The sequence below is a fragment of the Bradyrhizobium sp. Kon56 genome (genome assembly GCF_055807635.1).
On sequence record NZ_JBVVOU010000020.1, the window covers coordinates 109,945 to 132,520 of the forward strand.

Here is a 22,576-nt window from a genome sequence, read left to right on the forward strand (position 1 = left end):
GGGCCGGAGCTTTCGCGCACAAGCGCAGCATGACCGAAGACACGCGCCCACCCCGCACATTCAAAGGCCTCCTGCGCTGGGCGACTACGCCGCCGCAGGCCTGGGGTGTCTATCTCCTCGCCGTCATCCTGGTCTGGCTGATCTCCTTCTACGCCGGCTCGCTGAAACCGAAGAAGGCGCCGGAAGCGAGCCCGCCGCCGGTCACGGCACCGCGCACCTAGGCCGGCTTCGTTTCGCCGGTCGCGATCCAGATGCCGGCGAACACGGCGACCAGCCCGATCAGTAGATTTGGCGTGATCGGCTCGCCGATCAGCAGCGCGGCGAGCAAGGTGGCGGCGATCGGATTGACCGTCATCGTATTGGCGACCCGGGTCGGCGTCGCGCGCGCCAGCGCCATGACCCAGAGGATGAAGGCGAGCGCACCGCCGCCGATGCCGAGATAGATGCCGGCAATCCACTGCGCCGTCGTGAACTGCCCCAGCGCTGCAAAGCTGCCCTTCACGATACCCGCAAGCACCAGCACGGCGGCGCCTGCTCCCATGCCGACCGTGAGAAAGCCGAGCGGGCTGGAGCGCTGCATCAGCGGGCGCGACAGCACGTTGTAGAACGCCATGCAGAACACGGCACCGGTCATGATCAGCTCGCCGCGCCAGGCCTCGGGCGGGCTTTGCGCCAGGCCCGCGGCCAGTGCCGCCGCCACGCCGAGCACCGCGATGCCGACGCCGGTGATCTTGCGCGCCGTCAGCCGCTCGACGCCGAGGATGGCGCCGACCACCATGGTGTGGAGCGGCAGCGTCGCCAGCGCGAGACTGGCGCGCGCGGCGGTCGTGTAGGACACCGCGATGTTGTAGAGGATGAAGAACACGCCGAAAAAGCAGATGCCGAGCAGCGCCACGGCCGGCCAGTCGGACCGCTGCGGCCAGCGCACGCCGAGCAGAAGCGCGCACGGCAGCAGGCAGAGAAAGCCGATCCCCCAGCGCAGGATCGCGAGCAGGATCGGATCGGCGCCGCCGACCAGATAGCGGGTGATCGCCGCGGCAGTGCCGCCAAGGCTGCTCGACGCCAGCGCGATCGCAACCCCGGCCCACTCACCCACAATCGTCTCCCGTTGCGGAGCTTGCTGAGGGCGCTAGCACGCCCCTGCTGCCACCGTAGTGGCAACAGGGGCGTCGCGGGAAGCTAGTCGTAAAACTCGGGCGACATCTTCTGGCTGTCGCGCTGGATCTTGTCGTGGTTGATCCAGAGTTGCGCCTTCTCCTTGCCGAGCGTGTCGGCGATCTTCTGCATCGAGGCCGCGCTCTGGTCCTTGTTGGCGTTCATGCTGGGCACACGGCGGTTGTCCCAGTTGTCTTTGAAGTGCACCGCATCGCCCGACAGCACGACGGCGCCGGTCTTCGGCAGCTTCACCAGCAGCGATTGGTGTCCCGGCGTATGGCCGGGCGTCGACAGGATGGTCACGCTGCCGTCGCCGAACACGTCCTTGTCGCCCGCAAGCAGCTCGACCGGATGCGACGGCTTGAAGCGCGGCTCGTTGTTGGCGCCGGGCCAGTCATACTCGGCCTTCTGCACATAGAGCATGGCCTGCGGGAACAGCTCGACATTGCCGGTATGGTCGGGATGGGTGTGCGAGACGGCCATCATCTTGACGTCACCGGGCTTGAGGCCGAGCTGTTCGAGCTGCGCGGCAAGCGTCTTCGGCCGGCGCCAGGTCACGGCTTTGGGATCGGCGGGCGCAAGGCCATTCGGCATCGCGGCGACTGCGTCGGCGATGCCGGTATCCCACAGGAACCAGCCCTTGGCGTGCTTCACGAGATAGCAGCTGTCGACGAAGTCCATCGTCTTGCCCTCATTGAGACCGGGCGTCCAGCGCGAGATGTCGCCGGCGGTGCCCTCGCCGCAATTGAGCACGTAGAGTTTTTCGACACCGGTCTTTTCGGACTGCGCGAGCACCGCATGACCGGACAGAACGAGTGCAGCGACAACGACGGCGAGCTTGATCTTTTTGATCTTTGGCATCATTCGTTCCTCCCTTGCAGCCAGGTCGGCTGTCTTGTCGGCTGTGACCGAGGATCAACCCTGGTCCGTTCGCAGAATTCCCGCAGACCGCTTCAGTGCGGGCAGGTCTCGACCTCGACGGTGACGTGGCTGAGCCCCTTCAGTCCGGCGAGCCGCTTCTTGTAGACCGCCGGCTGCTTCGGCTGGTCCGACACCACCGACACCAGCACGGCGCAATGGCCGGGGCCGACCTGCCAGAGATGCAAATCCGTGACGCGGTTGTCGCCGATCTCCATGCGCGCCCGGATCACACGCTCGAGCTTCTCGTCGGCGCGCACGTCAAGGAGCACCGCGCCTGATGTCTTGATCAGGCCGAACGCCCAGCTCGCGATCACGGCGCTGCCGATCAGGCCGACCGCCGGATCGGCCCAGGCCCATCCCGAATACATGGCGACGACGAGCGCGGCGATCGCCAGCACCGAGGTCGCTGCGTCCGCCATGACGTGGACATAGGCAGCACGGAGATTGTTGTCGTGGTGGTGGTGATCATGGTCATGATCATCGTGATCATCATGCGCATGGCCATGATGGTGATGACCATGGTTGTCGCGGAGCAGCCAGGCACTGGCGAGGTTGACGCACAGGCCGAGGGCAGCGACCACGATCGCCTCGCCATAGACGATCGGCACCGGATTGATCAGCCGCAGCACGCTCTCATAGGCGATCTCGACCGCGATCAGGCCGAGGATGATCGCGCTGGCGAAGGCGGCAAGATCGCCGAATTTGCCGGTGCCGAAGCTGAAATGCGAGCTCCCCAGGTGCCGCCGTGCAAAGCGATACGCGAACGCGGCAATCCCTAGCGCTGCCGCATGCGTGCCCATGTGCCAGCCGTCGGCGAGCAGTGCCATCGAGCCGAACAGCGAGCCGGCGACGATCTCGCCGACCATCATGACCAGCGTCAGGATGACGACGAGCCAGGTGCGTCGCTCGTTCTCGTCGTGCTTCTCGCCCAGGAAGGCGTGGTCATGGGTCCATTGTTCGACGGAATGGGAATGCATCGCAAAGTCTCCGAAAGGCCCGGGCCGTTAACCCCTATATAGACCTGCGAGTCTTCTGGGCAAAATCGCCGGAATGAGCCGATTGACAGGTAGGTGCCGTTTCGGTGTAATGAACGCCATGGGGATTTGAGCGATCTCCCCACGAGGCGACATGCCCAAGTATCGCGTCCCGTTGTTTTTCACGAGGGCGCATCATGTCTTCCTACACGACGATATCATCTGACAAGCTGGCACGGTTGATCGGCACGGCAAACGCCCCTGCCCTGATCGACGTGCGCACCGACGAGGATTTTGCCGCCGACCGGCGGTTGATCCCAGGTTCGATCAAGCTCAGCCACGACAATGTTCCGGAATGGGGTGCCGAATTCGCCGGCCGCACCGCCATCGTCTCCTGCCTGCGCGGCGCAAAGCTGGCGCAGGGCACGGCGGCCTGGCTTAGGCAGCTTGGGGTCCAGGCCGAGACGCTGGAAGGCGGATTCGAGGGCTGGAAGGACGCAAAGCTGCCGCTGCTCGATACCCGCAAGCTGCCGCCGCGCGACGCCAAGGGACGCACCGTCTGGGTGACGCGGGCGCGGCCCAAGGTCGACCGCATTGCCTGCCCCTGGCTGATCCGACGCTTCGTCGATCCCAATGCGGTGTTCCTGTTCGTGGCACCGTCCGAAGTGGTCGCCGTCGGCGAACGCTTCAAGGCAGCCCCGTTCGACATCGAGAACGTGTTCTGGAGCCACCGTGGCGAGCTCTGCACCTTCGACGTGATGATCGAGGAGTTCGGGATTGCCGCGCCGGCGCTGCTCCGGCTCGCAACGCTGGTGCGCGGCGCCGACACCGGGCGGCCCGACCTTGCGCCGGAGGCTCCCGGTCTGCTCGCGGCTTCGCTCGGGCTGTCGCGGATGTATGATGACGACCTCGAACAGCTCGAGGCCGGTATGCTGCTCTACGACGCGTTCTATCGCTGGTGCCGCGACGCGACGTCTGAGACCCATAACTGGCCGACCAACAAGGCAAAGGCTTGATGGATACGCGTACGATCGAAACCGGAGCTGATGCCGGTCACGGCGTCAGCTTCAGTGAAGCCTTTCGCGTCTGGCTCCGTGTCGCCTGCCTGAGTTTTGGCGGGCCCGCGGGCCAGATCGCGGTGATGCACCGCATCCTGGTCGAGGAAAAGAAGTGGATCTCGGAAGGCCGCTTCCTCCATGCGCTGAACTACTGCATGCTCTTGCCGGGCCCGGAGGCGCAGCAGCTCGCAACCTATATCGGCTGGCTGATGCATCGCACTGCCGGCGGGCTGATGGCGGGCGGACTGTTCATCCTGCCCGGCATCATCGCCATCATGGGCCTCAGCTACGTCTACGCCGCCTACGGCAATGTCAGCTTCGTCGAGGCGCTGTTCTTCGGCTTGAAAGCCGCCGTGCTCGCCATCGTCGTCGAGGCCGTGGTGCGCGTCGGCAAGCGCGCGCTGAAGAACCGCATCATGATCGCGCTCGCCGCGATGGCCTTCGTCGCGATCTTCTTCTTTGCCGTCCCCTTCCCCATCATCATCATCGCCGCAGGCATCATCGGCTATGCCGGCGCGAGAAGCGGCCGTCCGGAGTTCGCGCCGGCCGGTCATGGTCACGGCGGCAGCAGCGCCTTGATCGACAGCATGCTGGGCGACGCCGTGCCCGATCATGTCCGACCCAACACCGCCCGCACCATTCGCGTCGGCGCGCTGTGGCTTGCGCTCTGGGTGGTGCCGGTGATCGCGCTCGTGCTTGTGCTCGGGCAGGCCAATGTCTTCAGTCACATCGCGCTGTTCTTCTCGAAAATGGCGATGGTCACCTTCGGCGGCGCCTACGCAGTGCTGGCCTATGTCGCCCAGCAGGCGGTCGAGCACTATCACTGGCTCAAGCCGCACGAGATGCTCGACGGCCTCGGCATGGCCGAGACCACGCCGGGTCCGCTGATCATGGTGCTCCAGTTCGTGGGCTTCATGGCCGCCTACCGCGACGCCAGCGGCCTGTCGCCGATGCTTGCGGCCACGCTCGGCGGATTGCTCGCGACCTGGGTCACCTTCACGCCCTGCTTCCTCTGGATCTTTGTCGGTGCTCCCTACATCGAACGGCTGCGCGGCAACACCGGGCTTGCGGGCGCGCTGAGCGCTATCACCGCCGCCGTCGTCGGCGTGATCCTCAACCTCTCGATCTGGTTCGCGCTGCACACGCTGTTTCGCGACACCGTGCCGGTGCATGCGTTTCCGCTGGACTTCGACATGCCGGTGCTGACCAGCATCGACATCCCCGCGCTGCTGCTGTCGATCGCGGCGGCAACTGCGATCTTCCGGTTCAAGCTGGGGATGTTGACGGTGCTGGCCGGCAGTTGCGCGGCGGGCGTGGCGTTGCGGCTGGCGGGGGTGATCTAGGACACCGACTGATTGGTTCGTCACGTCCGGTTTGCCAATGGAAGGCATCGCTAAGCGGTCAGGGTTGCATGGCGACTATGCTCAGGGGCAAGGACCCAAGGACCGACCTTGATGAGCAGGCGTTTGGCCTAGAGGCCACGCGCGCTCGAAACACCGCAGCGACCCGCAGCAGGATCTTTTGGACCAACCGAGCGCTTTCCAAATAGTTGAGCGAAGGTGTCGGAACGAGGTGCCGCCGGACGTCTTCCCAGATATCGGCCCCAACCAGAGGTCATGCAATGGATAGTTCCATCCTGAAGCCTGCTTCGGAGCTTGCTGGTACGAACAAGGCTCATTTTCCCAACGAAAGCGTCGATTATCGCCGCGCCCGGCAAGACCTCCTGACGAAGGAGATCGAGCTGCGTCGTCAGATCGAGCGTGTCGCTGAACTGCGCCGGGCGCTTCCGCCCGGCGGCGAGGTGAAGAAAAACTACGTGTTTGAAGGGGAGAATGGCGAAGTGAATTTCGCCGATTTGTTCGAGGGCAAGCAGACGCTCGCGGTCTACAGCTACATGTTCGGGCCGCAGCGGCAGACGCCCTGCCCGATGTGCACCTCATTCATGAGCACATGGGAGCACAAATTACCCGACATCGAGCAGCGTATCGGGTTCGTCTTCATCGCGCGGTCGCCGATCGCCAGGTTGATCGAGGCAAAGAAGGCGCGCGGCTGGACGCGGCACAAGGTCTTCTCTGACATCTCCGGCGATTACACGCGCGACTATGTCAGCGCCGAGGATGCCGACGTGCCCGGCTACAGCGTGTTCACGCAGCGCGACGGCACGATCCGACATTTTTGGTCCGGCGAGATGAGCGGCACGATGGCCGACCCCCAACAGGATCCGCGCGGCGCGCCCGACTTCGATCCGCTCTGGAGCATCCTCGATACCACGCCAGAAGGCCGCGGCACCGACTGGTACCCAAAGCTCGCTTACTGAGCCTCCTGCCGTCAGTGATAGTGATAATGCGCGCGCGGCTTCGCTAGTAGGTTGCAATGCCATCCGCGCGAAAGCGATGCCTGTGATCCTGACGAACCCGGACGAGGTCGAGACGTGCATGACCGCGCATGGGATGAGACCAAGGGCCTACAAATGCCAAAGCGGCGTTGTTGATCGTAGCTCGACCGGCATCCCGCTAAGCGTGACCCTCGCCGTCATTTTCGACGGAGCCGCCTTTCGGCGCTTTGTGAGGCATATCCCATCCAAAGTAGACTTCCACCCGAACGATCTTGTCTCCGCGAGCGGTGGTTACCTCACAATTACGAAACCTGTGCCCCCCTGCGGCAGCTGCCTCATAGACGATGACTGCTCGGCTTCCATCCTCGGTCGCGATGACTTCATCGAACGAATTGGTCTTCTCGCTGTTGGGCCAGCAACGGCGCAGATAAGTCGCACGATCCAACTCATTGTCGATTGGACTTGAGAAGTGATAGTCGTCCGCAAGAAGCGCTTCGATCGCTGTCCGATCCTTATCGACGTATGCCTTTAACCTGGCACGTGCCAGATCGAGCGTGCTTTTCGTCATGCCGTTTTTCCTTTTAGAGTTCGACCGAACGTAAGGCCGACCGCGACTCCTCAACAAAGAGCTCGGGGCCTCAAGCTGGGCGAAAGCGCCCTCCCTTGCTGGCGTCATGCCACGATAGAAGCGACATCAGATAATTTGAGCCTTAACAACCTTCGGTAAAAATCGTTCCGGGCTCGCGCTGCACGCGCTTGGCCAGAATTCCATGAGGAATTTCGAGGTTTCCGTTGAATGTCCGTCCAGGGGCCCAAGCCGTCGATGATGACCGCGCCGGCGGACTTACTCTCTGTCCTCCAAAGCTGCCGTCTCAACTCTTTGGGCGAAGCCGTCATCCTCGCCTGCCCGTGCCCGTCGGGCAAAACAGCGACGACCACTTCCGCCACATCGCCCGTCAAGCCCACCTCGTAAAATATTCCACTTTACCGAAATTCGGATTTGACGTATAAGCGACACACCCTGGCCCGAGACAAGGGGCGGATCGCGATCGTCACGAACCGCGGGCTGGGCAGCGATGGACGCGACGGCGTCGGGCACGATAGGCATTGCAGGGCGGCTTTGGCTGTGAGCAATGGCCTTCGTGCCTGCGACACGATGCCGAAAGCGTCTTCGCATGGCTTCGGGTGTGAGCACACGCCAGCACTCGAAGTCCCAGCGAGGACGTGCGCGGACGAACAAGTCGTGTGGTCCTGACGCCCGGGGTCTGTGCGTCAAGTCCTGCGGTGATGTGGCGGCCCGACCGGGCACGTGCATCAGTTATCCGCAAGGCGACGGGGGCAATAGTGCATCGCTCCCCGGGGAGAGCACGAAGGACACGTTAAAACCATCGTGCAGGGAAGGCCGGGCGATCCGGCGAACCTGTGGTCCACCCCGTGTGCATTTCTATCGCGCACGGACCTGCGGGTGCCAGCCGGCGCCCGGCCTTCCCTGCGCCCTTGTCTCAATGAGGGCGATGCGACGACGCAAGACTCGGGCGGAACGCGCCGCGAGATCGCGAACTCTCGTCCGCCGTTTGAAACGTGCATCGGCGCGACGACTAATCTTGCCCACTCTCGCTGTCGTCGCCCGCCTTGACCGGGCGACCCGGTAGCCCAAGACAGTCGAGATTTGAGAGGAGAGGCCGCGGCGTACTGAATGCCCCGGTCGAGCCTGGGCATGACAGGCTAGCGCTATCGCATCGGTTCCAAGGTGGAAAGATTGGAACGGGGAGAATTCGCCCCGGTTAGCTCTCACTGCCGAAGAAATCCGCTTTTGGATGAGCCATGACCGATCTATCTATCGATGCGCGGCTGCTTGCCCCTGACAATGACCGGCACGGCGCCAATCTCACGGTCGTCGCTGTCGCGGCGGCAATTCTTCTGGCGGGCGCAGCGGCCTTGTCAGGCACGATTTCGTGGCAACAGGGATTGTTGTTTCTTCTCGGAGGCGCACTTGGCCTGACGCTGTACCATGCGCTGTTCGGGTTCACCTCGGCTTGGCGCGTCTTCATTGTCGCACGACGAGGCGCCGGCCTTCGCGCCCAAATGGTCATGCTTGCGCTGGCAACCGCCCTCTTCTTCCCGGCCCTGGCGCAAGGCACGCTGTTCGGCGTCGCCGTGCGTGGCGAGCTCGGCGCGGTGGGCGTGGGCATGCTCACCGGGGCATTCCTGTTCGGCCTTGGAATGCAGCTTGGCGGCGGCTGCGCGTCGGGAACGCTTTATACCGCCGGCGGCGGCAACACCCGCATGCTGGTGACACTGGCGGCCTTCATCGCCGGATCGACGCTCGGTGCATTGCATCTGCCGTGGTGGAGCGCGCTGCCGAACATCGGCGCCGTCTCGTTGATCGAACGGCTCGGATGGCTGCCGGCCCTCGTGCTCTGCTGGGCTGTTATGGCTGCAATTTATCTCATCACCCTCAGGGCCGAGATCGGCCGCCACGGCGAACTCGAGCCGGGAGCGCGGACGAAGCTCCGCGGCGCGCGCCGCTTCATGCAGGGGCCATGGCCGCTGCTGTGGGGCGCGATCCTGCTCGCGATCGGAAATTTCGCCACGCTGTATCTTGCGGGACGTCCCTGGGGCATCACCTCCGCTTTCGCGCTCTGGGGATCGAAGATCCTGATGAGCCTCGGCGTCGACGTCGCGTCATGGCCCTATTGGCAGGGTGCTCGCGCGACCTCGCTGCACCAAAGCGTCTTCGCCGACATCACCTCCGTCATGGATTTCGGCATCATCCTGGGAGCGTTGCTGGCCGCAGGCCTCGCCGGCAAATTCCATCCGACATGGCGCATCTCCGCATCCTCGCTCCTCGCCGCCATCATCGGCGGCCTGCTTCTCGGCTATGGCGCCCGGCTCGCCTATGGCTGCAATATCGGCGCTTATTTCAGCGGGATCGCATCGGGCAGCCTGCATGGCTGGTGCTGGCTGGTGGCGGCTTTCGTCGGCAACATTCTGGGGACACATCTCCGACCGCTGTTCGGCTTGGCCGTCGAGCGGTAGGTTTTCGTCTGCGCGCCGTTTCATCAGACCGCCATGGCGGACGACGATTGAACCTAACGCATCATCATCCGCGCGATCGCCTCGCCAATCACCACGGTCGTGAAATGCGTGTTGGCCCGGCAATCCGATGGCATGATCGAGGCGTCGGCGATGCGCAGGCCGGAGATGCCCTTCACGGTGCCGTCAGGGTTGACCACGCCGTCGGCGCTCTCAAAGCCGGTCATACGACAACTGCCGGCGGCGTGCTGGATATCGCCGGTCTCACGGCGCAGCAGCGCATCCAGTTCATGCTCCGGCAAGGCCGCGGCTTGCGGCAGCGTCAGATCGGTGTCCGCGAGCCGGATCCAGTCGGCGATGCCTGATAGCGCCGGCTGGGAGGTGATCACGGCGAGCCGCTTCACCGCATCCTTCATGCGCAGCATGTCGCGGGGATCGGCCAGCATGTTTTCCTCGACGACGGGATCGATCGTGGGATCGGTCGAGGCCAGCTTGAGCGTTCCACGCGAATACGCGTTGAACAGCCCGGCGCCGATCGCGCCCGGCACGCCGATGCCGCGGTGATTGAAGGCGATCAGGATCATGTCGCGCTTGCCGCCCTCGGCGAGGCCCGACGAATAGGTCACGCAGCAATTGGTGTGGCGGGTGTCCGGATCGGTCGGCCGCAGGTCTTGGTGGAGCTGGATCGTGGCACGGAACAGCGGATGATCGAAGAAGTGCTTGCCGACCGGCAGGTTGCGCTCGACCGCGATCCCTATCGCCTTCAGCTCCTCCGCAGGACCGATGCCCGAGCGCAGCAGGATCGCTGGACTGTGGATGGCGCCGGCGCACAGCACGATCTGGCGCGCGCTGATCTCGCTGGTGCCCTGCCCCTCGATGTGAACGCGGAGGCCGGTTGCCCGGCCGTCGCTGATCAGCACGCGGTCGACCAGCGCATGCCCGCGAATTTCCAGATTGGCGCGGCCCCGCGCGGGCTCCAGATAACCCTCATTGGTCGTGATGCGGCGGCTGTCGCGGCTGTTGATGGGATAGCAGGCGACGCCCTCGCCGTCAGGGCCGTTGACGTCGGCGCACCAGGGATAGCCGCTCGCCAACGCCGCATCGCGCAAGCCGCGGTCGATCGGCCCCCATTTTTCCGGCGGCGCCCGATAGACCGGCAGGGGTCCACCGCGGCCGTGGCCGGCGGCGTCGCCGAATTCCAGATCATCCTCGATCACCGAGAACAACGGCATCACGTCCGTGGCCGACCAGCCGGTGCAGCCATTGGCCGCCCATTCGTCGAACGCAGCAGCGACGCCGCGGATGGCGATCTGGCCGTTCATCATCGACGAGCCGCCGAGCCCCTTGCCGCGCCAGTAGAAGCGCGGCTCCTGGCCGGCCACACGGCGCGTCAGAAGATCCGGCCATTGCCACTTCTCCTGGTACTCGCGCTTGTGGATGATCGGGATGGGATTTGGCGTCATCACCTCCCAGGGCGCCTCGTCGGCGCGCCAGTCCAGACCCGCCTCCAGCAGCAGGACGCGCCGTGCGGGATCTTCCGAGAGCCGCGCCGCAACAGCAGCGCCGGCCGAGCCGCCGCCGACAACAATGACATCGTACATCGCGCTACTTCTCAACGTTCCAGAACACCGGGATGGCGGACGGTATCAGACCGCGCGCACCGGCGGAACCAGACTGTCGCCCGACTACCCGATCCCCCTGCCGAACTTGTTCGACTTCGGGAATCCCTTCGGCGGCAGACGGCCGGCGTCCGCGCGAGAGCCTTTCCACTCGGCGAGCTCCTTCATGGTCGCGGAGAATTCGCGGCCGGCGGAGTCCTTCCAGGTCAGGCCCGTCTTGGCGTCGAACACTGCAATGTCGGAGAGGCCGCCGTCCTTGTACTTCTGCAGACGCACACCGCGGCCACGCGCCATCTCCGGCACCTGGTCGAGCGGGAACACCAGCATCTTGCGGTTCTCGCCGATGACCGCGACGGTGTCGCCGATCACCTCGGTGACTGTGCGCGCCTCGTTCGGCATGTCGACGTTGAGGACCTGCTTGCCCTTCTTGGTGGTGCCGACGCAATCGTCCTCGCTGACGACGAACCCTTGGCCCTCGTGGCTCGCGACCAGGAATCTGCGTCCGCCCTTGTTGACGAACAGCGTGACCGGCGCGGCCTCCGGCTCGAGATCGATGAACTGGCGGATCGGCTCGCCATGACCGCGGCCGCCCGGAAGTTTTGCGACATCGAGCGAGTAGAATTTTCCGTTGGTGGCGAACAGCAGCAGCTTCGAGGTCGTTTCCGCGAAGAACGCGAATCCGAGCTTGTCGTCCTGCTTGAAGGCCAGCCCCGAGAGATCCTCGACATGGCCCTTGAGAGTGCGGATCCAGCCCTTGTCGGAGACCACCACCGTCACCGGCTCGCGCTCGACCAGTGCCTCCTCGATCGCAGCGAGATCATGCTCTGGCGCGTCGGCAAAGGTGGTGCGGCGCTTGCCGAGCGGGGTCTTCGGTCCGAACATGTCGCGAACCTTGCCGACCTGCTCGCCGACTTTCTTCCACTGCTCGGGTTCGGACGCCAGCAGTCCCTCGATGCCCTTCAGCTCCTTGCGAAGATCCTTGTCCTCGCTGCGGATCTCCATCTCCTCGAGCTTGCGCAGGCTTCGCAGCCGCATGTTGAGGATGGCTTCGGCCTGCACCTCGGTGAGCTTGAACGCCTTGATCAGCGCGGGCTTCGGCTCGTCCTCATTGCGGATGATCCTGATCACCTCGTCGATGTTCAGATAGGCAATCAGCAAGCCGCCGAGGATCTCCAGCCGGCGCTCGATCTCGGCCTTGCGATGGTTGGTGCGACGGATCAGCACGTCGCGCAGGTGGTCGAGCCATTCGCGCAAGCACTCCGCGAGCCCCACGACTTTGGGAATGCGGCCCTTGATCAGCACGTTGAGGTTCAGCGGAATCTTGTTTTCGAGCTCGGTCAGCCGGAACAGCGATTCCATCATCAGCGCGGGATCGACGTTCTTCGATTTCGGCTCGATCACGATGCGAACGTCTTCGGCCGACTCGTCCCTGATATCGCCGACCAGCGGCAGCTTCTTCTGGTCCAGCAGCTCGGCGATCTTCTCGATCAGCCGCGACTTCTGCACCAGAAAGGGTATCTCGGTGACGACGACGACCCAGGTGCCGCGCGCGCCCTCTTCCTGCTCCCATCGGGAGCGGACGCGAAACGAACCGCGACCGGTGGTGTAGGCTTCAGCGATCGCCTGCTTGGAATCGACGCAGATGCCGCCGGTTGGAAAGTCCGGACCCTTGACCCATTTCAGCAAGGCCTTCGACTTCGCGTCGGGCTTCTCGATCAGATGCAGCGCGGCGTCGCAGAGCTCGGCGGCGTTGTGCGGCGGGATCGAGGTCGCCATGCCGACTGCGATACCTTGCGCGCCATTGGCGAGCAGATTCGGGAAGCCGCCGGGCAGCACGATCGGCTCTTTCGACTGGCCGTCGTAATTGGGGCGGAATTCGACGCCGTCCTCATCGATTCCGTCGAGCAGAAGCCGCGCGACGTCGGTCATGCGCGCTTCGGTGTAGCGATAGGCGGCGGGATTATCGCCGTCGATATTGCCGAAATTGCCCTGGCCGTCGACCAGCGGGTAGCGCGAGGAGAAGTCCTGCGCCAGCCGCACCATGGCGTCGTAGATCGCCTGGTCGCCATGCGGATGGAACGAGCCCATCACGTCGCCGACGATTTTGGCGGACTTCTTGAATGCCGTGCCCGGGTCGAGCCGGAGCAGCCGCATGCCATACAGGATGCGCCGGTGTACCGGCTTCAGGCCGTCGCGCGCATCCGGCAGCGCGCGGTGCATGATGGTGGAGAGCGCGTAGGCGAGATAGCGCTCTTCCAACGCCTCACGCAGCGGCACCTCGTGAATTTCGGCCGGTTCCTCCGGCGGAATCAATCGTTTTCCCATGCCGCCCGGTTAAACCGTGGAAGCGAATCGGGCAAGGATCGATTGGTTCCCTGTGGCGGCCTACTGGCCGGCCCAGCCTGCGGTGAAGGTCTGGGTGGGTGGCGCGGCTTTAGCCTGCGTGGTGGCCGGGGCATTGGTCAGGCACCGCCGCGCGGTGTCGATCTCGGCCTCCGTCGCGCCTTTGGACCGTGCCCATGCCTCTGCGGCTGCAGCGGAATATTTAGCCACATAGAATCTGACGACGGTACAGGAAGCACGGCGAAAGACGCCCGGCTGCTCACCCGCGAGGGCGTCCGGCGCCAGCGCAATCAGCGCTGCCGATATCACAAGTCCCTTGATCAGCATGAGGCTATCCCCGGTTGGAACCCAAAATGGCAAGTCCGGGGAACCGAGTTTTGTTCCAGCAAGGGCTGGTCCACTGAGGCAACGCAGAGCCGCGCCAAGCTCATGGCGCGGGAATGGCGGCCTTTGCCTGCTGTCGCGTCAGCGCGTTGATGAAGCCTGCCCGCGCATCGGAATGGCCTTGCCCGCGTGGTTCCAGCACGTGGCGCAGCAGGAACAGGCCGGTCAGTCGAAAGCCGTCCTGGAGATCCTGATCGGTGAGGTCGCCCTGCACCTCGCTTTGGCGCAGGAACGGCGGCAGCCGCAACAGGCGGTCGCGCCACGGCTCGCCCGCCCCGCGGGACACCGCGCCGCCGGATTTGGGCGAGACGTAGATCAGGTCGGTGGTCTCTCCTGTCACCGCGCAGTTTTCCAGCGCCAGCCCGAAGCCGAGTTCGGTGAGCATTGCCAGTTCGAAATGGATCACGTGCACGGCCGCGCTGCCGATGTCGTCGAAATCGTCCAGCGAATGTTCGAGCAGCGCCAGGAGGTTTTCGTGCGGATCGCGCTCCGGCAGCAACCGCGCGATCGAGGCGAGATGGGTGATGCCGTAGACGCCGTGGGATGATCCCAGCAGCGTCGCCGCCCGCAGCTTGAGGCCCTCGATGGCATAGGTGCCGAGATGCTCGTCGAGCCGCGCCCGCCATACCACGCGGAGGCTGTTGCCGGGCTGCAGCAACGGACGCATCCGAGAGCCGGCGCCGCCGCGGACGAGACCGAGATGGCGGCCGTGGGCACGGGTTAGCAACTCGACGATGGCGCTGCTCTCGCCATGCCGCCGCACCCCCAGCACGATGCCTTCGTCGGTCCATTCCATCGGTGAAGTCTAGCGGATTCCGGTCTTCAATCGTAGGGCGGATTGGCCGAAGGCCTAATCGGCCAATCGCGGGGGCACGCCTGGAAGGTGAATTGCGCGCCGCCAATCCACCCGACACGGCCTCACGCGTTGAACCAGCCCTGCGCGTCGCCGCGGAACGAGAAATACAATCCCATCGCGGTCAGCACGCAGGAGACGATCTCGATGGCGCTGTCGAGTTCCATGCCTTTCTCGCCGATGATCTGGCCGAGCGAGATCACCGACAGCACGAGCGCTGCCGCCAGCACCCAGCGCGGCCAGTTCTTGCGCCCGTGCGCGGCCAGCCGGACGAAATACACCAGCAGCAGGATCATGCCGCCGGCGAGCAGCGACGACGTTATGATCATCTGTTCGGTCATCTCGGCAGTCGGCGTGCGGTCCTGCACCGCCACCGACAAGGCATCCAGCATCAACGATGCATAGAGCAACGCTTCGAAGCGCCGTACGTTGCTGGGTACGCTCATCGTCGACCGATCTTTTCTTGGTTATTCTTTGGGAAATTCCAGGCCCATCTCGCGGTAGCGATCGGGATCGTCGCTCCAGTTCTCGCGCACCTTGACGAACAGGAACAGGTGCACCGGCACGCCCAGGATCTCGCCGATCTCCTTGCGCGAGTCCGCGCCGATCGACTTGATGGTGGCGCCACCGGCGCCGAGCACGATCTTGCGCTGGCTTTCGCGCTCGACGAAAATCGTCTGCTCGATGCGCACCGACTTGTCCTTGCGTTCTTCCCACTTGTCGGTCTCGACGGTGGACTGGTAGGGCAGTTCCTGGTGCAGTTTGCGAAAGATCTTCTCGCGCGTGATCTCGGCCGCGAGCTGCCGCATCGGCGCGTCCGACATCTGGTCTTCGGGATAGAGGAACGGCCCCGGCGGTACGATCTCGGACAGTGTACGCCTGAGGTCATCGACGCCGTCGCCGGAGATCGCCGCGATCATGAACGTCTTTGCGAAGGCCATGCGCTCGTTGGCAGCCTGCGCCAGCGCCAGCAGCTTCTCGCGCTGGACCAGGTCGACTTTGTTGATGACCAAAATCTTCTCGTGCTTGACGCTGGCGACCTTGGTGAGGATTGCCTCCGCTTCCTCGTCGATGCCGGCCTTGGCATCCAGCAGCACGCAGACGAGGTCGGCGTCATGCGCGCCGCTCCAGGCGGTCGAGACCATGGCGCGGTCGAGCCGGCGCTTGGGCAGGAAGATTCCGGGCGTATCGACCAGGATGATCTGCGCGTTGTTCTCGATCACGATGCCGCGGATCAGCGCGCGCGTGGTCTGCACCTTACGCGAGACGATCGTGACCTTGGCCCCGACCAGCGCATTGACCAGCGTGGATTTGCCGACATTCGGCGCGCCGATCAGCGCGACGAAGCCGCAGCGCGTGGCAGTGGGCGCCTCGCCGCTTGCTTCAACCATCATTGCCGCCGCCAACGCCTTCACGTTCGATCATCACTGAAGCTGCCACTTTCTCTGCCGCGCGCTTGCTGCCGCCGATGCCTTCCGCCGGTGCCAGCCCCGGCAGGTCGACCGCGACGCGGAATTGCGGATCGTGATGCGGGCCGGTGCGCTCGACCTCGCGATAAACCGGCGTCGGCAATCCCTTGCCCTGTGCCCATTCCTGGAGAACGGTCTTGGGATCGCGCAAGGGACGTCGCGGCTTGTGCATGCGCTCGGTCCAGTTGCGCTTGACGAAATCGGCCGCTGCCGCGTAGCCGCCGTCTAGAAACACGGCGCCGATCACGGCCTCGCAGATGTCGCCGAGCACGCTCTTGCGCAGGCGCGCGTCGGCGCTGGAGCCGACCGAGCCGAGCTTGATGTCGTCGAGCAGACCGAGCGACTTGGCGACATCGGCGCAGCTCTCCTTGCGCACCAGTTCGGCAAGTCGCTTGGACAGCTCGCCTTCGTCGGCGTTCGGGAAGGCGTGATAGAGCATGTCGGAGACGACGAGCCCGAGCACATGGTCGCCGAGGAATTCCAGTCGCTGATAGCTGTCGCCGCGCTTGCGCCCGGACTTCAGCGCGGAGACATGCGTGACGCCCTGCATCAAGAGGTTCGGATCGGCAAAGCTGTAGCCGATGCGTGCCTCGAGCCCCGCATTCGCATCCGAGCCCCTGACCTTGCTGCTCCGCACCCGCTTCTTCTTTGCGGGCGTCTTGATCTCAGGCGTCTTGACCTCAAGGGTCTTGGTATCAAGAGTCTTGGTCGCAGCTTCGCCGTCGGGGCCCGCTTGCGCCTCGGTCGGTAGGATCGCGATGTCCTTGGCTTCGTCTTTCATCGGACGATTTTGAAGAAGCGATTCCAGCGCACCGCCCAGGGCCAGCGCCAGAACATCCAGGCATGCTCGCCTTCGGCGATCGAGAAGAAGATCATCTGGGCGCGCCCGATCAAATTCTCCTGCGGCACGTAGCCGACCTGGCCGAGGAAGCGGCTGTCGGTGGAGTTGTCGCGGTTGTCGCCCATCATGAAGAAGTGGCCGGTCGGCACGGTGTAGACGTTGGTGTTGTCGACGTAGCCGTTGTCGGCGCAGTCCAGCGTCTCGTAGGACACGCCATTCGGGAGCGTTTCCTTCCAGCGCTTCACCCGGGAGACGCCGCTGCTTTCGGCGCCGCAGGGGTCCTCGCCGACAAATTCGCTCATGCGCTGCCGCTCGACCGGCGTGTCGTTGATGTAGAGCAGCCCGTCCCGCATCTGGATGCGGTCGCCGGGCAGGCCGATCACGCGCTTGATGTAGTCGGTGGAATCGTCCTTCGGCAGGCGGAATACGACGATGTCGCCGCGGTTCGGGTCCGAGCCCCAGATCCGCCCCGAGAACAGCGGCGGCGAGAACGGGATCGAGTAATGGCTGTAGCCGTAGGAATATTTCGAGACGAACAGATAGTCGCCGACCAGCAGTGTCGCCTTCATCGAGCCGGATGGGATGTTGAACGGCTGAAACAGGAAGGTGCGGATCACCAGAGCGATCAGGAGAGCGTGGATCACGACCCGGATCGTTTCGCCGATGCCGCTCTCAGTTTTCGTTCCTGAAGTCACGCTCATTGCTCTCTCAATTCCGGCGGGCGGTCACAGCGCGCCCTCCTCCCGCGAACAGCCCATCGCTCGCGGCCCAAGGAGATTGTCCTGATTCTGATAATGAGGGCCAATTCCGGCGTAAAGCCGAATTCGCCCAGCCTGATTTGCGTCCGCGGACTTTTAGACGGTTGTCGGAGGCCACGCAATCAAGGATCGCGTCAAAACTGCATAAGCGCTTGATTTTGAATGCGAATTATAAAATTATCGGAGCACCGTCAGGGTTTGGCCAGCGGCACGGCCGAAATGATGACGAAGGCCTGTGCCAGCGGCCAGTCATCGGTGATCGACAGGTCGATCTGCGCCGCGAACCCTTCGGGCGTCAGGGCCTGGAGCCGGGCCAGCGCCCCGCCCGTCAATTGCATGGTTGGCCGCCCTCCCGGCAGGTTGACCACCCCCATGTCGCGCCACCACACGCCGCGCCTGATGCCGGTGCCGAGTGCCTTGGAGCAGGCCTCCTTGGCGGCGAAGCGCTTGGCGTAGGTTGCCACCACCATCTTCTCGTTCTTGGCGCGCCGCTCCGCCTTGGCCCGCTCGGCCGCGGTGAAGATGCGGTCGAGGAAGCGCTCGCCATGGCGGTCGATCACCTTGCCGACCCGGGTGATGTCGATCAGATCGGAGCCGATGCCGATGATCATGCCCGGCTCCGGCCGCGGTCCATCGCCGCGCGCATGCTGCGAACCGTCTCGGCGAGACCGACGAACAGGGCTTCGCCGATCATGTAGTAGCCGATGTTGAGTTCCATGATGTCCGGCAAGCCGGCGATCGTCTCCGCTGTCGCGTAGTCCAGCCCGTGTCCGGCGTGAACCTCCAGCCCTGCTTCTTTCGCCAGCTTCGCCCCTGCCACGATCCGCCGCCATTCGGCCTCGGCCTTGTCGGCGTGACCCTCGACGACGGCGTCGCACCAGGCGCCGGTGTGGATCTCGATCACGGGTGCGCGCAGCCGCGCCGCCGTCTCGATCTGGGCGGGATCGGCCGCGATGAACAGCGACACCCGGATGCCGGCATCGTTCAGCCGCGCGATATAAGGCGCCAGCGCATTGTGCTGGCCGACGACGTCGAGCCCGCCTTCGGTCGTCACCTCCTGGCGCCGCTCCGGCACGAGGCACACCGCATGCGGCCTGGTGGCGAGCGAAATACGCATCATGTCCTCGGTCGCCGCCATCTCGAAATTAAGCGGCTTGGAGATCTCGGCTTTCAGCCGCGCCATGTCCTCGTCGCGGATGTGCCGGCGATCCTCGCGCAAATGAGCGGTGATGCCGTCGGCGCCGGCCTCGATCGCCAGCAGCGCCGCGCGCACCGGATCGGGATTGCGGCCGCTGCGCGCGTTACGCAGGGTCGCGACATGGTCGACATTGACGCCGAGGCGGAGCGGAGGTGCAGGCATTTCAGGACTCACGGAATCATAGGAATGGACCATGACGGAAGGCGTCTATCCATTAACACGTTCGGCGCGGGCGACGACCGCCTTCGCGCGCAGCTGGGCCAGGATCGCGCTCAAATGCTTGAGATCGTAGACTTCGAGATCGATCGTCGTCTCCGTGAAGTCCGGTGAGCGGCGCTGCATGCTGATGTTGTCGATGTTGCCGTCGTGCTCGGCGATCACGGTCGCGATCTGCGCCAGCGCGCCGGGTTCGTTGACATTCTCGACCTTGATGCGGGCCGGGAAGCGCTGCGGCGCGGAGTCCTCGATGTCCCAGCGCACGTCGAGCCAGCGCTCCGGCTCTTCTTCGAAATCCTTCAGGGCCGGCGCCTGGATTGGGTAGATGGTGATGCCCTCGCCCGGCGTGACGATGCCGACGATGCGGTCGCCGGGCACTGCGCCGCCATTCGGCGCAAACTTCACCGGCAGGTCGGAATTGATGCCGCGGATCGGAATCGCGACCGGGGTGCGCGGCGGTTCGAACGACTTCTCCTTGAGCTTGCCGGCAAGCCCCTTCTTGACGCCGTAGCGCGCGATGCGCTCCTCCTTGTAGTCGGGATACATCGCACGCGCGACGTGGGAGGCCTTGATCTCGCCGCGTCCCACAGCCGCCATGACGTCCTCGATCGAGGTTCGTGCCAGCCGCGGCAGCGCGCCCTTGAGCTTGTCGTCGGCATATTCGATCTTGGCGCGCTCGAACAGGCGCTCGACGATGCGCCGGCCGAGACCGACATATTGATCGCGCACCGCAGTCCTGGTGGCGCGGCGGATTGCGGCGCGCGCCTTGCCGGTGACCGCGAGCGTTTCCCAGGCGGACGGCGGCGCCGCTTGCGCTTCGGAGGTCAGCACCTCGACCTCGTCGCCATTCTGGAGCTCCGAGGACAGCGGCGCAAACTGGCCGTTGATCTTGCAGCCCACCGCGCTGTTGCCGACGTCGGTATGCACGGCATAGGCGAAGTCGATCACGTTGGCATGGCGCGGCAGCGCGATCAGCTTGCCCTTTGGGGTGAAGCAGAACACCTGGTCGTGGAACAGCTCGAGCTTGGTGTGCTCGAGGAATTCCTCGGGGTTGGCGCTCTCCGAGAGGATGCCGATGGTGTGGCGCAACCAGGCGAACGCATTGGACTCGCGCTTGAGGAATTCGGTCGGCGAGCCCACGCCTTCCTTGTAGAACACGTGCGCGGCGATGCCGCGCTCGGCGATCTGGTCCATCGCCTCGGTGCGGATTTGCAACTCGACGCGCTGGTTGCCGGGGCCGATCACGGTGGTGTGGATCGAGCGATAGTCGTTCTGCTTCGGCGTCGAGATGTAGTCCTTGAACCGCCCGGGCACGACCGGCCAGTTCGTGTGGACGATGCCGAGCGCGCGATAGCAGGCCTCGATGTCGTTGACGACGACGCGGAAGCCGAAGATGTCGGACAATTGCTCGAAGCCGACCGACTTCCGCTCCATCTTGGTCCAGATCGAGAATGGCTTCTTGCGGCGGCCATAGACTCGCGCGCCCAAGCCCCGGTGGCGCAGATTGTTGGAGAGCTGGTCCTCGATTTCGCCGATCAGATTGCGGTTGCGCTCGGCCAGCGCATCGAGCCGCTGCATCACCACCGAATAGGCTTCCGGGTCGAGGGTCCGGAACGACAGGTCCTCCAGCTCCTCGCGCATTTCCTGCATGCCCATGCGCCCGGCCAGCGGCGCATAGATATCGAGCGTCTCCTCGGCAATGCGCCGTCGCGATTCCGTCGGCACGAAGTCCAGCGTGCGCATGTTATGCAGGCGATCGGCGAGCTTCACCAGGAGCACGCGGACGTCGTCGGCAATGGCCAGCAACAATTTGCGCAGGTTTTCGGCCTGTTTGGCTTCCCGCGACACCAGCTCCAGCCGCTTCAGCTTGGTCAGCCCTTCGACCAGCGCGCCGATCTCGGGCCCGAAGATCTGGTCGATCTCGGCCCGCGTCGCTTCGGTGTCCTCGATCGTGTCGTGGAGCAGCGCAGCCACGATGGTGGCGTCGTCGAGTTTCAGGTCGGTGAGAATCGCCGCCACTTCGAGCGGATGGGAGAAGTACGGGTCGCCCGAGGCGCGGGTCTGCGAGCCGTGCGCCTTCATGGCGTAGACATAGGCGCGGTTCAGCAGATCTTCGTCGGTGTTGGGATTGTAGGACCTGACGCGCTCGACGAGGTCATATTGACGCATCATGCGTGCGCGAGGCTTCGCCGGGCGCGCCACCGGCGCAGTCGGGGCCACGGCAACCGATTCGGTTGCGGCCTGCATCTGCGTTGGTGTGCGGCGTCGATATACCATGCCGTCCTGCCTTCAAACGGACCACGACAGAGCCCGTGTATACATCTTAGCTCCGATCGCGCGCGTGTCCGATCAATTCAGTGACAGGGACAGGCGCGAACCGACGACGCTATGGTAACCACGAAAACGCCAACAAAAGCAAAGGCCCGAACAACGGTTCGGGCCTTTGATCAGATCACAAAGAAGTCGATGAGCGCGACGGGACGATTTACTCGTCTTCCTCGGGTTGCTCCTCGGGCGGCGCGAGGCCTTCGAGACCCTTCAGGAGCTCTTCTTCCGTCATGCGCTCAACGGCGACTTCGGTATCGTCTGCATCCACGCTTGCACCGGCGGAACCGATCAGCGGCACAGTGTCAGGCTCGGGCTCGTCGACCTCGACGAACTTCTGCAGCGAGTGCACCAGCTCCTCGCGGAGGTCCTCCGGCGAAATGGTGGTCTCAGCAATTTCGCGCAAAGACACAACAGGGTTCTTGTCGTTATCACGGTCAACCGTTAGTTGTGAACCAGACGAAATCATGCGGGCGCGGTGGGCGGCCAGCAGGACCAGGTCAAACCGGTTGTCGACCTTGTCGATACAATCTTCTACGGTGACGCGAGCCATCGACTGTCGCTCCGTTGTGGGTGGGACGAAATATGTGGATGAATGCCGGTAGTTATAGGGACCGGGAGGGTTTCGCAAGGCCAATTTGTGATTTGGCCTCGCCAAACGGCTCTGCTACCCCCACATTGGCGCTGGGATGGGTGGTTACCCGGGCCGCCGGCGAGGGCGGCGCCGGGTATGTGCAAGTTGGCCATAACTATACCTTGATTGCCCCGACTTCTCCGGATTTGCGGTTTCGACGGGTTTCGGCGGGACTTTAGAAGCGCGCGGCTTGCTGTCGCCGCGCCAACAATAAACGATCAATCACGAACTCTACGCGAGCAAACTGAATGTCACCTTCCTCTACCGACAAGATCGCGCTCTTCATCGATGGAGCCAATCTCTACGCGACGGCAAAAACTCTGGGCTTCGACATCGATTACAAGCGCCTGCTGAAGGAGTTTCAGAGCCGCGGGACGCTACTTAGGGCGTTCTACTACACCGCGATCATCGAGGATCAGGAGTACTCCTCGATCCGGCCGCTGATCGACTGGCTCGA

At 64.2% G+C, this 22,576-nt stretch carries 22 protein-coding genes; 6 read left to right on the forward strand and 16 right to left on the reverse strand.

What is annotated here, in order from left to right; all coding sequences use genetic code 11:
• Window positions 1-29 precede the first annotated feature (29 nt).
• On the forward strand, window positions 30-221 hold the full coding sequence (locus AC0L3B_RS27160; RefSeq protein WP_085353412.1) for a hypothetical protein: 192 nt from the start codon (window positions 30-32) through the stop codon (window positions 219-221).
• On the opposite strand, the gene AC0L3B_RS27165 is transcribed toward AC0L3B_RS27160, so the two are convergent.
• The 3 genes from AC0L3B_RS27165 to dmeF form a co-directional block, all read right to left on the reverse strand.
• Window positions 218-1,096, reverse strand: coding sequence for a DMT family transporter (locus AC0L3B_RS27165; protein WP_085353414.1), 879 nt, complete (start codon window positions 1,094-1,096; stop codon window positions 218-220). The two genes, AC0L3B_RS27160 and AC0L3B_RS27165, sit on opposite strands and share 4 nt — an antisense overlap.
• 83 nt (window positions 1,097-1,179) lie before the next feature.
• Window positions 1,180-2,019 carry an N-acyl homoserine lactonase family protein gene (locus tag AC0L3B_RS27170; protein ID WP_085353415.1) on the reverse strand — a complete coding sequence of 280 codons (840 nt, stop codon included), beginning with the start codon at window positions 2,017-2,019 and terminating at the stop codon, window positions 1,180-1,182.
• An 89-nt stretch (window positions 2,020-2,108) separates the two neighbouring features.
• Complete coding sequence (gene dmeF / locus AC0L3B_RS27175; protein WP_473381401.1) at window positions 2,109-3,053, reverse strand: CDF family Co(II)/Ni(II) efflux transporter DmeF; 945 nt, start codon at window positions 3,051-3,053, stop codon at window positions 2,109-2,111.
• 194 nt (window positions 3,054-3,247) lie between these two features.
• Between dmeF and AC0L3B_RS27180 the strand changes: the two genes are divergently transcribed.
• The 3 genes from AC0L3B_RS27180 to AC0L3B_RS27190 all read left to right on the forward strand — a co-directional run bounded on the left by AC0L3B_RS27180 (window position 3,248) and on the right by AC0L3B_RS27190 (window position 6,425).
• Window positions 3,248-4,066 (forward strand): chromate resistance protein ChrB domain-containing protein, encoded by an 819-nt coding sequence (locus AC0L3B_RS27180; protein ID WP_026233570.1) that lies wholly within the window; start codon window positions 3,248-3,250, stop codon window positions 4,064-4,066.
• A complete protein-coding gene (chrA, locus tag AC0L3B_RS27185) occupies window positions 4,066-5,451 on the forward strand; it encodes a chromate efflux transporter (protein WP_247369758.1) in 1,386 nt (461 codons plus the stop codon). Before AC0L3B_RS27180 ends, chrA begins: the two co-directional genes overlap by 1 nt.
• Window positions 5,452-5,729: 278 nt before the next feature.
• A complete protein-coding gene (locus AC0L3B_RS27190) occupies window positions 5,730-6,425 on the forward strand; it encodes a DUF899 family protein (protein WP_473381402.1) in 696 nt (231 codons plus the stop codon).
• A 196-nt stretch (window positions 6,426-6,621) separates the two neighbouring features.
• On the opposite strand, the gene AC0L3B_RS27195 is transcribed toward AC0L3B_RS27190, so the two are convergent.
• Window positions 6,622-7,011: a nuclear transport factor 2 family protein gene (locus tag AC0L3B_RS27195; RefSeq protein WP_247298205.1), complete on the reverse strand. Its 390-nt coding sequence runs from the start codon at window positions 7,009-7,011 to the stop codon at window positions 6,622-6,624.
• Between the two features lie 1,256 nt (window positions 7,012-8,267).
• On the opposite strand from AC0L3B_RS27195, the gene AC0L3B_RS27200 reads away from it, so the two are divergent.
• A complete protein-coding gene (locus AC0L3B_RS27200) occupies window positions 8,268-9,482 on the forward strand; it encodes a YeeE/YedE family protein (RefSeq protein WP_085353423.1) in 1,215 nt (404 codons plus the stop codon).
• A gap of 53 nt (window positions 9,483-9,535) precedes the next feature.
• Here the strand turns inward: AC0L3B_RS27200 and AC0L3B_RS27205 are convergent, their stop codons facing one another.
• From AC0L3B_RS27205 to rpoZ, 12 genes are all read right to left on the reverse strand, one after another.
• On the reverse strand, window positions 9,536-11,080 hold the full coding sequence (locus tag AC0L3B_RS27205) for a GMC family oxidoreductase (RefSeq protein ID WP_247362575.1): 1,545 nt from the start codon (window positions 11,078-11,080) through the stop codon (window positions 9,536-9,538).
• Between the two features lie 84 nt (window positions 11,081-11,164).
• A complete protein-coding gene (gene parC, locus AC0L3B_RS27210; RefSeq protein ID WP_473381403.1) occupies window positions 11,165-13,423 on the reverse strand; it encodes a DNA topoisomerase IV subunit A in 2,259 nt (752 codons plus the stop codon).
• Window positions 13,424-13,483: 60 nt separating this feature from the next.
• Window positions 13,484-13,768: a hypothetical protein gene (locus tag AC0L3B_RS27215; protein ID WP_018458403.1), complete on the reverse strand. Its 285-nt coding sequence runs from the start codon at window positions 13,766-13,768 to the stop codon at window positions 13,484-13,486.
• Between the two features lie 100 nt (window positions 13,769-13,868).
• On the reverse strand, window positions 13,869-14,621 hold the full coding sequence (recO, locus tag AC0L3B_RS27220) for a DNA repair protein RecO (protein WP_085353424.1): 753 nt from the start codon (window positions 14,619-14,621) through the stop codon (window positions 13,869-13,871).
• A 122-nt stretch (window positions 14,622-14,743) separates the two neighbouring features.
• On the reverse strand, window positions 14,744-15,124 hold the full coding sequence (locus AC0L3B_RS27225; protein WP_473298866.1) for a hypothetical protein: 381 nt from the start codon (window positions 15,122-15,124) through the stop codon (window positions 14,744-14,746).
• 21 nt (window positions 15,125-15,145) lie between these two features.
• Complete coding sequence (gene era / locus AC0L3B_RS27230; protein WP_085353425.1) at window positions 15,146-16,072, reverse strand: GTPase Era; 927 nt, start codon at window positions 16,070-16,072, stop codon at window positions 15,146-15,148.
• The gene (gene rnc, locus AC0L3B_RS27235; protein ID WP_085353426.1) at window positions 16,062-16,928 is read right to left on the reverse strand and encodes a ribonuclease III; all 867 of its coding nucleotides are present in this window, start codon (window positions 16,926-16,928) and stop codon (window positions 16,062-16,064) included. Before rnc ends, era begins: the two co-directional genes overlap by 11 nt.
• A complete protein-coding gene (gene lepB, locus AC0L3B_RS27240) occupies window positions 16,925-17,689 on the reverse strand; it encodes a signal peptidase I (RefSeq protein ID WP_085357518.1) in 765 nt (254 codons plus the stop codon). Before lepB ends, rnc begins: the two co-directional genes overlap by 4 nt.
• Window positions 17,690-17,937: 248 nt before the next feature.
• On the reverse strand, window positions 17,938-18,357 hold the full coding sequence (gene acpS / locus AC0L3B_RS27245; RefSeq protein ID WP_007611179.1) for a holo-ACP synthase: 420 nt from the start codon (window positions 18,355-18,357) through the stop codon (window positions 17,938-17,940).
• Window positions 18,354-19,106 (reverse strand): pyridoxine 5'-phosphate synthase, encoded by a 753-nt coding sequence (locus AC0L3B_RS27250; protein WP_026233571.1) that lies wholly within the window; start codon window positions 19,104-19,106, stop codon window positions 18,354-18,356. The genes acpS and AC0L3B_RS27250 overlap by 4 nt, the downstream gene beginning before the upstream one ends.
• A 45-nt stretch (window positions 19,107-19,151) precedes the next feature.
• Entirely contained in the window at window positions 19,152-21,437 is a 2,286-nt protein-coding gene (locus AC0L3B_RS27255; RefSeq protein ID WP_026233572.1) for a RelA/SpoT family protein, read from the reverse strand.
• 208 nt (window positions 21,438-21,645) lie between these two features.
• The gene (rpoZ, locus tag AC0L3B_RS27260; RefSeq protein ID WP_007603391.1) at window positions 21,646-22,038 is read right to left on the reverse strand and encodes a DNA-directed RNA polymerase subunit omega; all 393 of its coding nucleotides are present in this window, start codon (window positions 22,036-22,038) and stop codon (window positions 21,646-21,648) included.
• Between the two features lie 329 nt (window positions 22,039-22,367).
• On the opposite strand from rpoZ, the gene AC0L3B_RS27265 reads away from it, so the two are divergent.
• The coding region (locus AC0L3B_RS27265; RefSeq protein WP_473381404.1) for an NYN domain-containing protein at window positions 22,368-22,576 on the forward strand (209 nt) is incomplete at its 3' end.

Excerpts from the sequence above, each read along its gene's own strand:
- AC0L3B_RS27160 (WP_085353412.1), top strand. The coding sequence starts at position 30 with ATGACCGAAGACACGCGCCCACCCCGCACATTCAAAGGCCTCCTGCGC.
- AC0L3B_RS27170 (WP_085353415.1), bottom strand. The coding sequence starts at position 2,019 with ATGATGCCAAAGATCAAAAAGATCAAGCTCGCCGTCGTTGTCGCTGCA.
- dmeF (WP_473381401.1), bottom strand. The coding sequence starts at position 3,053 with ATGCATTCCCATTCCGTCGAACAATGGACCCATGACCACGCCTTCCTG.
- AC0L3B_RS27180 (WP_026233570.1), top strand. The coding sequence starts at position 3,248 with ATGTCTTCCTACACGACGATATCATCTGACAAGCTGGCACGGTTGATC.
- chrA (WP_247369758.1), top strand. The coding sequence starts at position 4,066 with ATGGATACGCGTACGATCGAAACCGGAGCTGATGCCGGTCACGGCGTC.
- AC0L3B_RS27190 (WP_473381402.1), top strand. The coding sequence starts at position 5,730 with ATGGATAGTTCCATCCTGAAGCCTGCTTCGGAGCTTGCTGGTACGAAC.
- AC0L3B_RS27195 (WP_247298205.1), bottom strand. The coding sequence starts at position 7,011 with ATGACGAAAAGCACGCTCGATCTGGCACGTGCCAGGTTAAAGGCATAC.
- AC0L3B_RS27200 (WP_085353423.1), top strand. The coding sequence starts at position 8,268 with ATGACCGATCTATCTATCGATGCGCGGCTGCTTGCCCCTGACAATGAC.
- AC0L3B_RS27205 (WP_247362575.1), bottom strand. The coding sequence starts at position 11,080 with ATGTACGATGTCATTGTTGTCGGCGGCGGCTCGGCCGGCGCTGCTGTT.
- parC (WP_473381403.1), bottom strand. The coding sequence starts at position 13,423 with ATGGGAAAACGATTGATTCCGCCGGAGGAACCGGCCGAAATTCACGAG.
- AC0L3B_RS27215 (WP_018458403.1), bottom strand. The coding sequence starts at position 13,768 with ATGCTGATCAAGGGACTTGTGATATCGGCAGCGCTGATTGCGCTGGCG.
- recO (WP_085353424.1), bottom strand. The coding sequence starts at position 14,621 with ATGGAATGGACCGACGAAGGCATCGTGCTGGGGGTGCGGCGGCATGGC.
- AC0L3B_RS27225 (WP_473298866.1), bottom strand. The coding sequence starts at position 15,124 with ATGAGCGTACCCAGCAACGTACGGCGCTTCGAAGCGTTGCTCTATGCA.
- era (WP_085353425.1), bottom strand. The coding sequence starts at position 16,072 with ATGATGGTTGAAGCAAGCGGCGAGGCGCCCACTGCCACGCGCTGCGGC.
- rnc (WP_085353426.1), bottom strand. The coding sequence starts at position 16,928 with ATGAAAGACGAAGCCAAGGACATCGCGATCCTACCGACCGAGGCGCAA.
- lepB (WP_085357518.1), bottom strand. The coding sequence starts at position 17,689 with ATGAGCGTGACTTCAGGAACGAAAACTGAGAGCGGCATCGGCGAAACG.
- acpS (WP_007611179.1), bottom strand. The coding sequence starts at position 18,357 with ATGATCATCGGCATCGGCTCCGATCTGATCGACATCACCCGGGTCGGC.
- AC0L3B_RS27250 (WP_026233571.1), bottom strand. The coding sequence starts at position 19,106 with ATGCCTGCACCTCCGCTCCGCCTCGGCGTCAATGTCGACCATGTCGCG.
- AC0L3B_RS27255 (WP_026233572.1), bottom strand. The coding sequence starts at position 21,437 with ATGGTATATCGACGCCGCACACCAACGCAGATGCAGGCCGCAACCGAA.
- rpoZ (WP_007603391.1), bottom strand. The coding sequence starts at position 22,038 with ATGGCTCGCGTCACCGTAGAAGATTGTATCGACAAGGTCGACAACCGG.